At 75.0% G+C, this 12362-nt stretch carries 13 protein-coding genes; 5 read left to right on the top strand and 8 right to left on the bottom strand.

All coding sequences use genetic code 11. The features are described 5' to 3' along the window. Positions 1–24: 24 nt before the first annotated feature. The 7 genes from LC193_RS19875 to LC193_RS19900 all read right to left on the bottom strand — a co-directional run bounded on the left by LC193_RS19875 (position 25) and on the right by LC193_RS19900 (position 6080). On the bottom strand, positions 25–1812 hold the full coding sequence (locus LC193_RS19875; protein WP_226076055.1) for an ATP-binding protein: 1788 nt from the start codon (positions 1810–1812) through the stop codon (positions 25–27). A gap of 241 nt (positions 1813–2053) precedes the next feature. Continuing rightward, a complete protein-coding gene (locus tag LC193_RS19880) occupies positions 2054–2491 on the bottom strand; it encodes a hypothetical protein (protein WP_226076057.1) in 438 nt (145 codons plus the stop codon). 91 nt (positions 2492–2582) lie between these two features. After that, the gene (locus LC193_RS19885) at positions 2583–3206 is read right to left on the bottom strand and encodes a Maf family protein (RefSeq protein WP_226076058.1); all 624 of its coding nucleotides are present in this window, start codon (positions 3204–3206) and stop codon (positions 2583–2585) included. Positions 3207–3233: 27 nt separating this feature from the next. After that, the gene (mmpB, locus tag LC193_RS29010) at positions 3234–3368 is read right to left on the bottom strand and encodes a morphogenic membrane protein MmpB (RefSeq protein WP_255308025.1); all 135 of its coding nucleotides are present in this window, start codon (positions 3366–3368) and stop codon (positions 3234–3236) included. A 166-nt stretch (positions 3369–3534) separates the two neighbouring features. Beyond that, positions 3535–3750 carry an acyl-CoA carboxylase epsilon subunit gene (locus LC193_RS19890; protein ID WP_226078773.1) on the bottom strand — a complete coding sequence of 72 codons (216 nt, stop codon included), beginning with the start codon at positions 3748–3750 and terminating at the stop codon, positions 3535–3537. 196 nt (positions 3751–3946) lie between these two features. After that, positions 3947–5527, bottom strand: coding sequence for an acyl-CoA carboxylase subunit beta (locus LC193_RS19895; protein ID WP_226076059.1), 1581 nt, complete (start codon positions 5525–5527; stop codon positions 3947–3949). A gap of 109 nt (positions 5528–5636) precedes the next feature. Continuing rightward, positions 5637–6080 (bottom strand): DUF6892 domain-containing protein, encoded by a 444-nt coding sequence (locus tag LC193_RS19900; RefSeq protein WP_226076060.1) that lies wholly within the window; start codon positions 6078–6080, stop codon positions 5637–5639. 155 nt (positions 6081–6235) lie between these two features. Here LC193_RS19900 and LC193_RS19905 point away from each other — a divergent pair, with 155 nt between their 5' ends. From LC193_RS19905 to hutH, 5 genes are all read left to right on the top strand, one after another. After that, positions 6236–7087 (top strand): biotin--[acetyl-CoA-carboxylase] ligase, encoded by an 852-nt coding sequence (locus LC193_RS19905; protein ID WP_226076061.1) that lies wholly within the window; start codon positions 6236–6238, stop codon positions 7085–7087. Between the two features lie 167 nt (positions 7088–7254). Beyond that, positions 7255–8391 (top strand): adenylate/guanylate cyclase domain-containing protein, encoded by a 1137-nt coding sequence (locus tag LC193_RS19910; RefSeq protein WP_404819447.1) that lies wholly within the window; start codon positions 7255–7257, stop codon positions 8389–8391. A 15-nt stretch (positions 8392–8406) separates the two neighbouring features. Then, positions 8407–9201, top strand: a complete 795-nt coding sequence (locus LC193_RS19915) for an enoyl-CoA hydratase/isomerase family protein (protein WP_226076062.1) — start codon at positions 8407–8409, stop codon at positions 9199–9201. A 160-nt stretch (positions 9202–9361) separates the two neighbouring features. Then, on the top strand, positions 9362–10513 hold the full coding sequence (locus tag LC193_RS19920) for a GGDEF domain-containing protein (protein ID WP_226076064.1): 1152 nt from the start codon (positions 9362–9364) through the stop codon (positions 10511–10513). A 26-nt stretch (positions 10514–10539) separates the two neighbouring features. After that, on the top strand, positions 10540–12093 hold the full coding sequence (gene hutH, locus LC193_RS19925; RefSeq protein WP_226076066.1) for a histidine ammonia-lyase: 1554 nt from the start codon (positions 10540–10542) through the stop codon (positions 12091–12093). Between the two features lie 66 nt (positions 12094–12159). Here hutH and LC193_RS19930 read toward each other — a convergent pair whose 3' ends face one another. Then, positions 12160–12339, bottom strand: a complete 180-nt coding sequence (locus LC193_RS19930) for a hypothetical protein (RefSeq protein WP_226076069.1) — start codon at positions 12337–12339, stop codon at positions 12160–12162. Between the last annotated feature and the right edge of the window lie 23 nt (positions 12340–12362).

Genomic DNA, 12362 nt, shown 5'->3' on the forward strand with positions numbered 1-12362 from the left:
ACCGTTCACGGGTGCGCCGCGGGTTCAGTCCTTGATGTCGCAGATGGCGGCGCCGGAGGACAGCGAGCCGCCGACGTCCGCCCCGAGGTTCACGACGGTGCCGGAGCGGTGCGCGTTGATGGGCTGCTCCATCTTCATCGCCTCCAGGACGATGATCAGATCGCCCTCCTCGACCTGCTGCCCCTCCTCGACGGCGACCTTCACGATGGTCCCCTGCATCGGCGAGGCGAGCGTGTCCCCGGTCGCGCCGGCGCCGGCGCGCTTGGTCGGCTTGCGCCGGGCGGGCCGCGCGCCCCCCGCGACGGCCGCGCGGGCCAGCGGCATCGCCAGCGTCGCGGGCAGCGAGACCTCAAGCCGCTTGCCCGCCACCTCGACGACGACGGTCTCGCGGACGCTGCCGCCCTCGCCGTCCGCTCCCTCGGTGGCGTCGAACGGCGGGATCGACGACACGAACTCCGTCTCGATCCACCGCGTGTGGACGCTGAACGGCTCGTCCTTGCCGTGCCTGGCGCTGTCGAGCTCCGGCGCGAACGCCGGGTCGCGCACCACCGCGCGATGGAAGGGCAGCGCGGTGGCCATGCCCTCGACGCGGAACTCGGCCAGCGCGCGCGCCGCCCGCTCCAGCGCCTGCTTGCGGTCCGCGCCCGTGACGATCAGCTTGGCGAGCAGCGAGTCCCAGGCGGGGCCGATCACCGAGCCGGACTCGACTCCCGCGTCCACGCGCACGCCGGGGCCGTGCGGGGGCGCGAACGTCGTGACCGTGCCGGGGGCCGGCAGGAAGTTGCGCCCGGGGTCCTCGCCGTTGATGCGGAACTCGATCGAGTGCCCGCGCAGCTCCGGGTCGCCGTACCCGATCTCCTCGCCCCTGGCGATGCGCAGCTGCTCCCTGACCAGGTCGATGCCGCTGATCTCCTCCGTCACCGGGTGCTCGACCTGGAGCCGGGTGTTGACCTCAAGGAAGGAGATCGTGCCGTCCTGCCCGACGAGGAACTCGCACGTGCCCGCCCCGACGTAGCCGGCCTCCTTGAGGATCGCCTTCGAGGCCGCGTACAGCTCGGCGTTCTGCCCGGCGCTCAGGTAGGGCGCCGGCGCCTCCTCGACGAGCTTCTGGTGGCGCCGCTGGAGCGAGCAGTCGCGGGTGGAGACCACGACGACGTTGCCGTGGCTGTCGGCCAGGCACTGGGTCTCGACGTGCCGCGGGCGGTCGAGGTAGCGCTCGACGAAGCACTCGCCGCGGCCGAACGCCGCCTGGGCCTCGCGGACCGCGGAGTCGTACAGCTCGGGGATCTCCTCCAGGGTCCGCGCGACCTTCAGGCCGCGCCCGCCGCCGCCGAAGGCGGCCTTGATGGCCACGGGGAGGCCGTGTTCGCGGGCGAACGCGACGACCTCGTCGGCGCCGGCGACGGGGTCGGTGGTCCCGGCGACCAGGGGTGCGCCGGCGCGCTGCGCGATGTGGCGCGCGGCGACCTTGTCGCCGAGCGAGCGGATCGCGGACGGGGGCGGACCGATCCAGGTCAGCCCCGCGTCGAGCACGGCCTGCGCGAACTCCGCGTTCTCCGAGAGGAATCCGTATCCCGGGTGGATCGCGTCGGCGCCGGAGTCCGCGGCGGCCTTCAGCACCTTGTCGATGTCCAGATAGCTGGTGGCGGGGGTCTCGCCCCCCAGCGCGAAAGCCTCGTCGGTCGCGCGCGTGTGCACGGCGTCCCGGTCGGGCTCGGCGTAGACGGCCACACTGGCGATGCCGGCGTCCCGGCAGGCCCGGGCGACCCTGACGGCGATTTCGCCGCGGTTGGCGATGAGCACCTTGCGCACGATGGCTCCCTCCTTGGAACAGGGCGAGTTTATGTACTGGCGACACCCCGCAACGAGTCGCCCTCAGGGGTGACCTTGCCCACACGGACGGTGAACCGTGGTCGTTTCCCCGTCCGATTGCCGTGCTGTCCCAAGGTACGCAGCTCGCTGCGCTCAACCTTAGACGTGCGCGCGCCTCTTCCGCCTCCGGTGGCCTGACACAGGCTGCGCCGGAGGCCGTTGTAGGAAGCGGACAAGTGAGTCAAAGATTCTTTGCTCCGTGTCCGAGCAGGCTTCCGGTGGGGTTGCCGCCGGCGTTACCCAGCAGTAACGTGCGCGGCGTGAACCGGGGCAGACGAAGCGTGGCCGCGGTGGCGGCGGTCGCGGTGGCATGCGGCGCGGTCGCACTCGGGCTGACGCACTGGGTGCTCGGGCTGGCGGCCGACCGCCAGCAGATGTCTCTGGGCGGGGTCTCGCCCTCCGTCATCCGCGCCGGCGCGTGGGTCGCGGGCGCGGGGCTCGCGGCGTTCCTGCTCCTCTGCGCCGTGCTGCTGTCGCGCGCGGCGGTGCGCGACAGCCCTCCGCGCCGGCTCGCGCGCGCGGCGCTCGCCGCCGCGGCCGTGCTGCACGCGGTGCTCGCGGCACCGGCCGTGGGACTCGTCGGCTGGGCGGCGTTCACCGTGCTGATGGCGGTCTTCACGCTGATCATGCTGACCCTGACGCTGTACCCGCCGCCCGGCGCTGCCCCGCCCGGCGGCGGCGCGCGGGCCGCGGGGCCGCCCGGCGGGAGATCAGGCCCAGAGGTCGGTGATGCCGGTCCCGACCCGGGCCAGCAGGGTGCGCAGCAGGGGGAGGGACAGGCCGATGACGGTGCCCGCGCTCCCCTCGATGCCGTCGACGAACGGCGCCGACCTGCCGTCGAGGGTGAACGCCCCGGCGACGCGCAGCGGTTCCCCTGAGGCCACGTAGGCGGCGATCTCCGCGTCGGACGGCGTGCCGAACCTGACAGTCGTCGACGCGGTCTCCGAGGCGAGGGCGCCGTCCGACGTGTCGATCACGCACTGCCCGGTGTGCAGCACGCCCGCCCGGCCGCGCATCGACTTCCAGCGCGCGACGGCCTCTTCCGCGTCGGCCGGCTTGCCGAACGCCCGCCCGTCGAGTTCGAGCACGGAGTCGCAGCCGACCACCAGGGCGCTGGCGGCCTCGGCGCGTGCGGCGACCGCCGCGGCCTTGGCCTCGGCCAGGACACGCGCCAGTTCCGCGGGCGTGGGCGCCGTCAGCGCGTCCTCGTCGACGCCGCTGACGATCACCTCGGGCGCGAGCCCGGCCTGCCGCAGCAGGCCGAGCCGCGCGGGCGATTGGGAGGCCAGGATCAGCCGCCGGGCGGGCGCGGCGGAGGGCGAGGCGTGACTCATGGGCGCCAGGGTAACGGGCCCCGCGCGTCACCTGGTGAGGAGCAGGAGGGCGAGCCCCATGGCCGCCGCGACCACCCAGCCGAGCCGGGGCAGCATGGCCAGCGCGGCGCGGGTCTCCTCGTCGGGAGCCTCCCGCGTGTTCCGCATGTCGGACCACCGCATGGGGCCAGGGTGCCGGGCGGCGCCCAGCCGCGCCTGAGTACAAGTACTCATTTCCCGGCCCCTCCCGGCCGGGGCCAGGCCGCTCGCGGGCGGCCGGGAGCGGCCGGCGCGCCCCGGCGGGTGGGTCCGGGCTCAGGCCGGCGCGCCCCGGCGGGTGCGCCCGGGCTCAGGCCGGCCAGTAGCTGGTGCGCCAGGCGCGCGGGCCGGGCGCGCGCGGCGCTCGCGGCACGTTCCGCGCCGGGTCGGACCAGGCGCCGCGCGGCGCCCGCTCCGACCCGGCCCCGGCGGCGGCAGCCGCCGCCGCGGCTGCCCTGGCCTGCACCACGGCGATGGCGGCGGCCAGTTCCTCGGGCGTCGGATTGCCCCGCAGCACCCTGATCACCACAACGTCCTCCCGCTCTCCCTGTCGCCACCGCCGGCATCCCTGATACCCCTGGCACCCCTGATACCCCTGGCACCCCTGATACCCCTGGCACCCCTGATACTTCTGGCACCCCTGATACCCCTGGCGCCGAAGTCACAGGCGCCACCGGCGCCCCACGCCTTCCCGCCGCCGTCCGCACGGCCCACCGGCCGGCTCACAGCGGGATGTTGCCGTGCTTCTTCGGCGGCAGCTGCTCGCGCTTGGTCCGCAGCGCGCGCAGTCCCCGCACCACGTAGGCCCGGGTCTGGGCCGGCTTGATGACCGCGTCCACGTAGCCGCGTTCCGCCGCGGCGTACGGGTTGAGCAGCGCGTCCTCGTACTCCTCGGTCAGCCGGGCGCGCGTCGCCTCGCGCTCCTCGTCCGATTCGAGCGCCGCGAGCGTGCGCCGGTGCAGGATGTTGACCGCGCCCTGCGCCCCCATGACGGCGATCTGCGCCGTCGGCCAGGCCAGGTTGAGGTCGGCGCCCAGGTGCTTGGAGCCCATCACGTCGTACGCGCCGCCGAACGCCTTCCGCGTGATCACCGTGATCAGCGGCACCGTCGCCTCCGCGTACGCGTAGATCAGCTTCGCCCCGCGCCTGATGATGCCGTTGTACTCCTGGTCGGTGCCCGGCAGGAAGCCCGGTACGTCGACGAAGGTGAGCACCGGCAGGTTGAACGCGTCGCAGGTCCGCACGAACCTGGCCGCCTTCTCCGAGGCGTTGATGTCGAGGCAGCCCGCGAACTGGAGCGGCTGGTTGGCCACCACGCCCACCGGGTGGCCCTCGACCCGGCCGAAGCCGGTGATGACGTTGGGCGCGAACAGCGGCTGGGTCTCCAGGAACTCCCGGTCGTCCAGCACGTGTTCGATCACCTCGTGCATGTCGTACGGCTGGTTCGCGGAGTCGGGGATCAGGCCGTCGAGCTCCGCGTCCAGGGGCGACTCGGCCAGCTCGGCGTCCTGCGGGTAGGCGGGCGGGTCGGACAGGTTGTTCGACGGCAGGTAGGAGAGCAGCGTCTTGACGTAGTCGAACGCCTCCTTCTCGTCCGCCGCCATGTGGTGCGCGACACCCGAGAGCGTGTTGTGCGTGCGCGCACCGCCGAGTTCCTCGAAGCCGACGTCCTCGCCCGTGACGGTCTTGATCACGTCGGGGCCCGTGATGAACATGTGTGAGGTCTGGTCGACCATGACGGTGAAGTCGGTGATCGCCGGTGAGTAGACCGCGCCGCCCGCGCACGGCCCGGTGATCACCGAGATCTGCGGCACCACGCCGGACGCGTGCACGTTGCGCCGGAAGATCTCCGCGAAGAGACCGAGGGCCGTCACGCCCTCCTGGATGCGCGCGCCGCCCCCGTCGTTGATGCCGATCACGGGGCAGCCGGTCTTCATCGCGAAGTCCATGACCTTCACGATCTTCTCGCCGTACACCTCGCCGAGCGAGCCGCCGAACACGGTGAAGTCCTGCGAGTAGACCGCCACCGGGCGGCCGTCCACGGTGCCGTAGCCCGTCACCACGCCGTCCCCGTAGGGCCGGTTGCGCTCGATGCCGAACCCTGTCGCGCGGTGCCTGGCGAACTCGTCGAGTTCGGTGAAGGACCCCTCGTCCAACAGCAGCGCGACGCGCTCACGCGCCGTCAGCTTGCCCCTGGCGTGCTGCTTCTCCACGGCCCGTGCCGAGCCCGCGTGCACGGCCTCGGTCATCCGGCGGCCGAGATCGGCGATCTTGCCGGCGGTGGTGTGGATGTTCTCGGCCACGGCGGCGGCTCCTCCATGTCGTCGGCGGCTACTGACCCGTAGGCTAGTACCCCGCCCATCGGGGCCGTCCCGTCGCGACGGCGCCGGCGGAACGACTCCCGGGCCCCGCCTAGCGGCCCGTCGCTATCCCCCGCTCCCGCAGGGTCTTCTGGAGCTCCCGGGGCCAGAACTCGGCACCTCTGATGCGCTTGAGGTTGGGCAGGAGCGGCAGGTCGTCGAGGGAGCGGACGTCGTAGAGGTCGTCCTCGCCGTCCCAGATCGGAGAGCAGTGGAAGTAGACCCGGAGACCGCCCTCGAACAGCAGCTCCTCCACGGTGGCCAGCAGTTCCGGGCTGATCTCCAGGGCCGTGAAGTAGTCCCGGGCGGCGGGGACCACCTGGTGGGCGAGGCCGTTCTCCTCGGTGTACGTGTACGCGGGGTCGCCGTCGTCCTCGACGAGGCCCTGCTCGACGAGGTGCGCCCCCAGGTGGAACGCGGGGGCCAGGGTCCCGTCGTGGTACATGAGCCGCTCGACGACCAGCAGTTTGAGGTTGAAATCGGTGAACTGGGCCATGGGGCCAACGTACGGGCCGGGTACGACAGTCCCGCGGCCGGCGGCGGGGAGGCCGGCCGAGGCGCCGCGGCGTTCCGGCGTTCCGGCGTTCCGGGGCGCGTCGCACCGCCGGCCGGCGCGGGGCCCGGCGACGGCCGCACCCGTAGGCTGGCCGCATGACCGCATCGCCGAGTCCCTGGTCCGACCTCGACCGCCCGCCGCTGCGCGAACGCGCCCTGCGGCAGGCCCTGGCCGGTCCCGGCGGCCCGTGGACGCGCCTGGACGTCACCCCGCGCACCGGCTCGACGAACGCCGACCTCGCCGCCGCGGCCCGCGCCGGCGACGCGCGGCCCGGCACCGTGCTGATCGCCGAGGAGCAGCACAGCGGGCGCGGGCGTCTTGACCGCGCCTGGAGCGCGCCGCCGCGCTCCGGGCTGTTCTTCTCCGTGCTGCTGCGGCCCGCGCCCGCCGTGCCGGACGAGCGCGTCGGCTGGCTGCCGCTGCTCGCGGGCGTCGCCGCGGCCACCGCGCTGGCCAGGGCCGCGGGCGTCGACACGTCGTTGAAGTGGCCGAACGACGTGCTGGTGGCCGTCGGCGGCGAGGAGCGCAAGCTCGGCGGCATCCTCGCCGAGCGGGCCGCGGACGGCGCGGTGGTGCTCGGCATCGGTCTCAACGTGTCGCTGCGCGCCGAGGAGCTGCCCGTGCCCGCGGCCGGATCCCTGCTGCTCGCCGGGGCCGTCTCGACCGACCGCGACCCGCTGCTGCGCGCGGTGCTCCGCTCGCTCGCCGACTGGTACGCGCGGTGGACGGAGGCCGGCGGCGACCCGGTGGCCTCCGGCCTGCTCGACGCCTACGCCGCCGGCTGCTCGACGCTGGGCCGGCGGGTACGGGCCGAGCTGCCGGGCGGCGGGGAGCTGCGGGGCGTCGCGGCGGCGCTCGACGCGGAGGGCAGGCTGGTCATCGAGGGCGACGACGGCGGCAGGCACGAGGTGGCGGCGGCCGACATCATTCATCTTCGGCCGACGTGACTTAGGGCACACCTGCCGTAGGGTTGGGCCTCATGAACGAGCGATTCCTCCTGCCCAGGGACCCGGGCGGCGAAGTCCGCGGGCAGGGCCCCGCGTGATGGGCACGGCTGAGCGGCGCGGCAGGGCGGCGCACGGCGGGGGAACGCCCTTCGTGAGGACGGGTGGCCGTGGCAGAGGGTGATCCGGACACATCCGCCCCCGCGGCGGGCGCCGGGGGCGCCGCCGGAGCCGAGCGTTCCGACGGCGCCGAGCAGGCCGAGCACGCCGCGGACGCGGACGACGCCGAGAACATCGCGCTGCGCATCGAGGAGCTGATCCTCGGCGCGCGGCGGCAGTACACGCCGTTCCAGGCGGCCAGGGCCGCGGGCGTCCCGATGGACCTCGCGTCCCGCTTCTGGCGCGCGATGGGCTTCCCCGACATCGGGCCGGCCAAGGCGCTGACCGAGTCGGACGTGCTGGCCCTGCGGCGGCTCGCCGGCCTGGTCGAGGCGGGCCTGCTGAGCGAGTCGATGGCGATCCAGGTGGCGCGTTCCACCGGGCAGACGACGGCCAGGCTCGCGGACTGGCAGATCGACTCCTTCCTCGAAGGGCTGACCGAGCCGCCGGAACCCGGCATGACCCGCAGCGAGGTCACCTATCCGCTGGTGGAGCTGCTGCTGCCGGAGCTCGAAGAGTTCCTGATCTACGTGTGGCGGCGCCAGCTGGCCGCGGCGAGCGGTCGTGTCGTGCAGGCGCAGGACGACGCCGAGATGGTCGACCGCAGGCTCGCCGTCGGCTTCGCCGACCTCGTCGGGTTCACGCGCCTGACCAGGCGCCTTGAGGAGGAGCAGCTGGGGGAGCTGGTCGAGGCGTTCGAGACGACGGCGGCCGACCAGGTGGCCGCGCGGGGCGGGCGGCTGATCAAGACCCTGGGGGACGAGGTGCTGTTCGCGGTGGACGACCCGGGCACCGCGGCCGACATCGGGCTGCGGCTCGTGGAGACGCTGGGGGACGACCCGATGATGCCGGAGCTGCGGGTCGGCATCGCCTTCGGCACGGTCACGACCCGCATGGGCGACGTCTTCGGGAACACGGTGAACCTGGCGAGCCGCCTGACGTCGATAGCGCCGAAGGACATGGTGCTCGTGGACGGCGCCATGCGCGAGGAGCTGACCGCGGCCGGGCTCGCGCCGCACTCGGAGAAGGCGGCCGACAGCGACGGGGGCCGGGCCGCCGCGTACCGGTTCGCGCTCCAGCCGCTGTACCAGCGCCCGGTGCGCGGCCTCGGCATCGTGGAACCCTGGTTGCTGACCCGGCGGGGGTAGGTAGTCTGGCGCGCCATGGAGACTCGCCGGTACGGAGAATGGATCGAGGTCCGGCGCGACGGTCACGTCGCGGAAGTGGTGCTCGACCGGCCGCGGGCGATGAACGCCCTGTCGACCGAGCTGGCCCGGCGCCTGACGGCGGCCTGCGCCGATGTCGCGGCCGACCGTTCGGTGCGCGCGGCGGTGCTGTCGTCGACGCACGAGCGGGCGTTCTGCGCGGGCGCCGATCTCAAGGAGCGCGACGGGCTGAGCGACGCCGAGTTCGGCCGGCACCGCACGGCGCTGCGGGGCGCGTTCACGGCCGTGCTCGACCTGCCCGTGCCCGCGGTCGCCGCGGTGCACGGCTTCGCGCTGGGCGGCGGGTTCGAGCTCGCGCTGTCCTGCGACGTGATCGTCGCCGACCCCACGGCCGTGGTCGCGCTGCCCGAGGTGACCGTCGGGGTGATCCCCGGCGGCGGCGGCACGCAGCTGCTGCCCCGGCGGGTCGGCGCGGCCCGGGCGGCGGAGTTGGTCTTCACGGGGCGGCGCGTTCCGGCCGAGGAGGCGCGGCGGCTCGGGCTCGTGGACGAGCTGACCGAGGAGGGCGGGGCCCGGCAGGCCGCCCTCGACCTGGCGGCGCGCATCGCGCGGAACTCGCCGGTCGGCCTGCGCGCGGCCAAGCGCGCGCTGCGCACCGGGTGGGGGCTGGGCCTTGCGGCCGGGCTCGACGTGGAGGACGCCGCGTGGCGGACCGTCGCGTTCTCACCCGACCGGGCCGAGGGCGTCGCGGCGTTCAACGAGAAGCGCGCGCCCGACTGGCCGGGGGAGTAGGCCCTGGCGGCCCACCCCGCGCCCGGTGTCGGCGCCGGAACGCCGCCCGGCGCCGCGCGCCGCTCCCGCGCGCCGTGAGGCGGCGCTGCGCGCTCGTACGAAAGGGGCAGGGAGTAGTTGAAGGCCCCAAAGCATGTGGAACGCTCCTAGCCTGGGGCGTATGGGTGACGAGAGCCGGCTGCGGGCCGTCGTCGAACTGGCGCAGGGCATGGCGGCGGCCCACGGGCTGCCCGAGGCGGCGCGGGCCGCGGCCGTGGGGGCGAGGGCGGCGCTGGACGGGGCGTTCGCGGCCGTCTCGGTGTGGGAGCGGGAACGGGGCAGGCTGCGGGTCCTGGTCAACACCGGGGAGCCGGCCGAGGGCGAGGAGGAGTTCCCCGCGGACGAGTCGTATCCCGTGCGCGACTTCCCCGAGATGACCGAGGCGCCGCACGCGGAGTGGGCCCGCGGCGGCGCCGGGGCCCGGGTGGAGTCGGCGGCCGGATCGGGCGGCGGGCGCCGCGCCGCCGCGCTGCGCCGCCGCGGGCGCGGCTCGTGCGTGGTCGCGCCGATCGTGCTGCACGGGCGGGCGTGGGGCGAGCTGTACGTCGAGCGGGCCGCGGACGCGGCGGTGTTCGGGCGCGCGGACGCGGAGTTCGCCTCGGTGCTCGCCGCGGTCATCGCGGCCGGGGTGGTCCAGTACGAGCGGCTCGCCGAGGCGCGCCGGCTGGCGTTCACCGATCCGCTCACCGGCCTCGCGAACCGCCGCGCGGTGGACATACGCCTGGAAGAGGCGCTTGAGGAGCACCACGTGAGCGGCGTTCCCGTGAGCCTGGTGGTCTGCGACATCAACGGCCTGAAGCGCGTCAACGACACCTACGGGCACGCGGCGGGCGACCGGCTGCTCGAACGGTTCGGCGCGGTGCTCTCGGTGTGCGGCGCCGAGGTGCCTGGGGCGTTGGCGGCCCGGCTCGGCGGGGACGAGTTCTGCCTGCTCGCGGTCGGGGCCGGCGCGGGCGAGGTGGAACGCGCGGCGCGCGAGATCTGCCGCCGCGCGCTCGGCCTCGGGCTCGGCGAGGGGGTGGCCTGCGGGGTGGCGTCGACGGGCGAGGCGATCGGGGCCCCGCGGTCCGCGCGCCGCCTCTTCCGGCTCGCGGACGCCGCGCAGTACCGGGCGAAGGCCGCGGGCTCCGCGGCGCCCGTGGTCGCGGGCCGGGGCGGCCCGCACGACGAGGTGGTCGCGCTCGCCGACGCGCCCGAGGACGAGGGGCGCGGGCGGCGCAGGTTCAGGGGGCGGGCCGCGGCCCACGCGCCGCGCCCCGGTGATGACGGCTGACGATTCACTGCCTAGGCTTTCTGAATATGTCCATGCAGATCGTGCTGCGCCCGGCCGGCACCACCTTCGACGATGTCATCTCCGTGGCGCGTTCCGGCGCCCGGGTCATCCTGTCCGACGAAGCCCTGACCGCCATGGCGGCGGCCCGGCGGGCCGTCGAGGGGCTGGCCGCCGCGCCCGAGCCCGTGTACGGCGTCTCCACGGGGTTCGGCGCGCTCGCGGTCCGGCACATCGACCCCGGCCTGCGCGAACGCCTCCAGCGCAACATCGTCAGGTCGCACGCCGCCGGGATGGGCCCGTGCGTGGAGCGCGAGGTCGTGCGCGCGTTGATGTTCCTGAGGCTGCGGACGATCGCCACCGGGCACACCGGCGTGCGCCCGGAGGTCGCCGCGACGCTGGCCGCCGTGCTGAACGCGGGCATCACGCCCGTCGTGCCCGAGTACGGCTCCCTGGGGTGCTCGGGCGACCTCGCGCCGCTGGCGCACTGCGCGCTGACCCTCATCGGCGAGGGCGAGGCCGAGGGGCCCGACGGCGCGACCGGGCCGGCCGGGGCGCTGCTCGCCGCGCACGGCATCGAGCCCGTCGCCCTGCGGGAGAAGGAAGGGCTCGCGCTGCTCAACGGCACCGACGGCATGCTCGGCATGCTGATCATGGCCTGTGCCGACTTCGGCCGCCTGCTCACCGCGGCCGACATCACCGCGGCGCTGACCCTGGAGGCGCTGCTCGGCACCGACCGGGTGCTCGCGCCCGGCCTGCACGCCCTGCGCCCGCACCCGGGGCTGGCCGTGAGCGCCGGCAACATGCGGCGCGTGCTCGCGGGGTCAGGACTCACCGGCCACCACCAGGACAGCGCGCCCCGGGTCCAGGACGCCTACTCGGTGCGCTGCGCGCCCCAGGTGGCGGGCGCGGCCAGGGACACCCTCGCGCACGCGCGGACCGTCGCGGAACGCGAACTCGCCGCGGCCGTCGACAACCCGGTGGTCCTGGACGGGCGGGTGGAGTCCAACGGCAACTTCCACGGCGCGCCCCTGGGCTACGTGCTCGACTTCCTGGCCATCGCCGCCGCCGACCTCGGCTCGATCACCGAACGGCGCACCGACCGGCTGCTCGACCGCAACCGCTCGCACGGCCTGCCGCCGTTCCTCGCCGAGGACGCCGGCGTGGACTCGGGGCTCATGATCGCGCACTACACGCAGGCGGCGCTGGTCGGCGAGCTGAAGCGGCTCGCGGTGCCCGCGTCGGTCGACTCGGTCCCGACCTCGGCCATGCAGGAGGACCACGTGTCGATGGGCTGGTCCGCCGCCCGCAAGCTGCGCGCCGCGATGGACGCGCTCGGCCGGGTCGTCGCGGTCGAGCTGTACGCGGCGACGCGGGCCATCGAACTGCGGGCGGGGCTGGCGGAACAGGGGCTGCGGCCGGGGCCCGCGGCCCGCGCGGTGATCGAGGCGGCCCGCGCCGCCGGCGTCGCCGGGGCGGGCCCCGACCGGCGGCCGGCGCCCGACCTGGCGGCGGCGGAGCGGTTCGTGCGGAGCGGCGACCTGGTCCGCGCCGCCGAGTCGGCGGCCGGGCCGCTGGGCTGAGGCGGCGGGGTCGGGGGTGTCTCGGGGCGGCGGCCCGCGGCCGTGTCGTTCCTGGCGGGTGGCGGGTTACTGGTCGGGGTGCGAGTCGGTCTGCGGGTGTTCGAGGGGCATGACGCCCGAGGTTCCCGTGTCGTCGTCCCGCTCGGCGTGCGCGGAGGGCAGCAGCCAGACGAGGCCGAGAACGCAGGCCGCCACGGCACTGCTGATCAGCGGGCGGCGGTCAGGGCGCTGGGGGTGACCGTCCATGGGGAGCGATGTTACGGGCCGGT

The sequence above is a fragment of the Streptomyces marincola genome (assembly GCF_020410765.1).
Classification (GTDB): Bacteria; Actinomycetota; Actinomycetes; order Streptomycetales; family Streptomycetaceae; genus Streptomyces; species Streptomyces marincola.

Coding starts and splice junctions, on each gene's coding strand:
- LC193_RS19885 (WP_226076058.1), bottom strand. CDS start 3,206: ATGAGTCACGCCTCGCCCTCCGCCGCGCCCGCCCGGCGGCTGATCCTG.
- mmpB (WP_255308025.1), bottom strand. CDS start 3,368: ATGCGGTGGTCCGACATGCGGAACACGCGGGAGGCTCCCGACGAGGAG.
- LC193_RS19900 (WP_226076060.1), bottom strand. CDS start 6,080: ATGGCCCAGTTCACCGATTTCAACCTCAAACTGCTGGTCGTCGAGCGG.
- LC193_RS19905 (WP_226076061.1), top strand. CDS start 6,236: ATGACCGCATCGCCGAGTCCCTGGTCCGACCTCGACCGCCCGCCGCTG.
- LC193_RS19915 (WP_226076062.1), top strand. CDS start 8,407: ATGGAGACTCGCCGGTACGGAGAATGGATCGAGGTCCGGCGCGACGGT.
- LC193_RS19920 (WP_226076064.1), top strand. CDS start 9,362: ATGGGTGACGAGAGCCGGCTGCGGGCCGTCGTCGAACTGGCGCAGGGC.
- hutH (WP_226076066.1), top strand. CDS start 10,540: ATGTCCATGCAGATCGTGCTGCGCCCGGCCGGCACCACCTTCGACGAT.
- LC193_RS19930 (WP_226076069.1), bottom strand. CDS start 12,339: ATGGACGGTCACCCCCAGCGCCCTGACCGCCGCCCGCTGATCAGCAGT.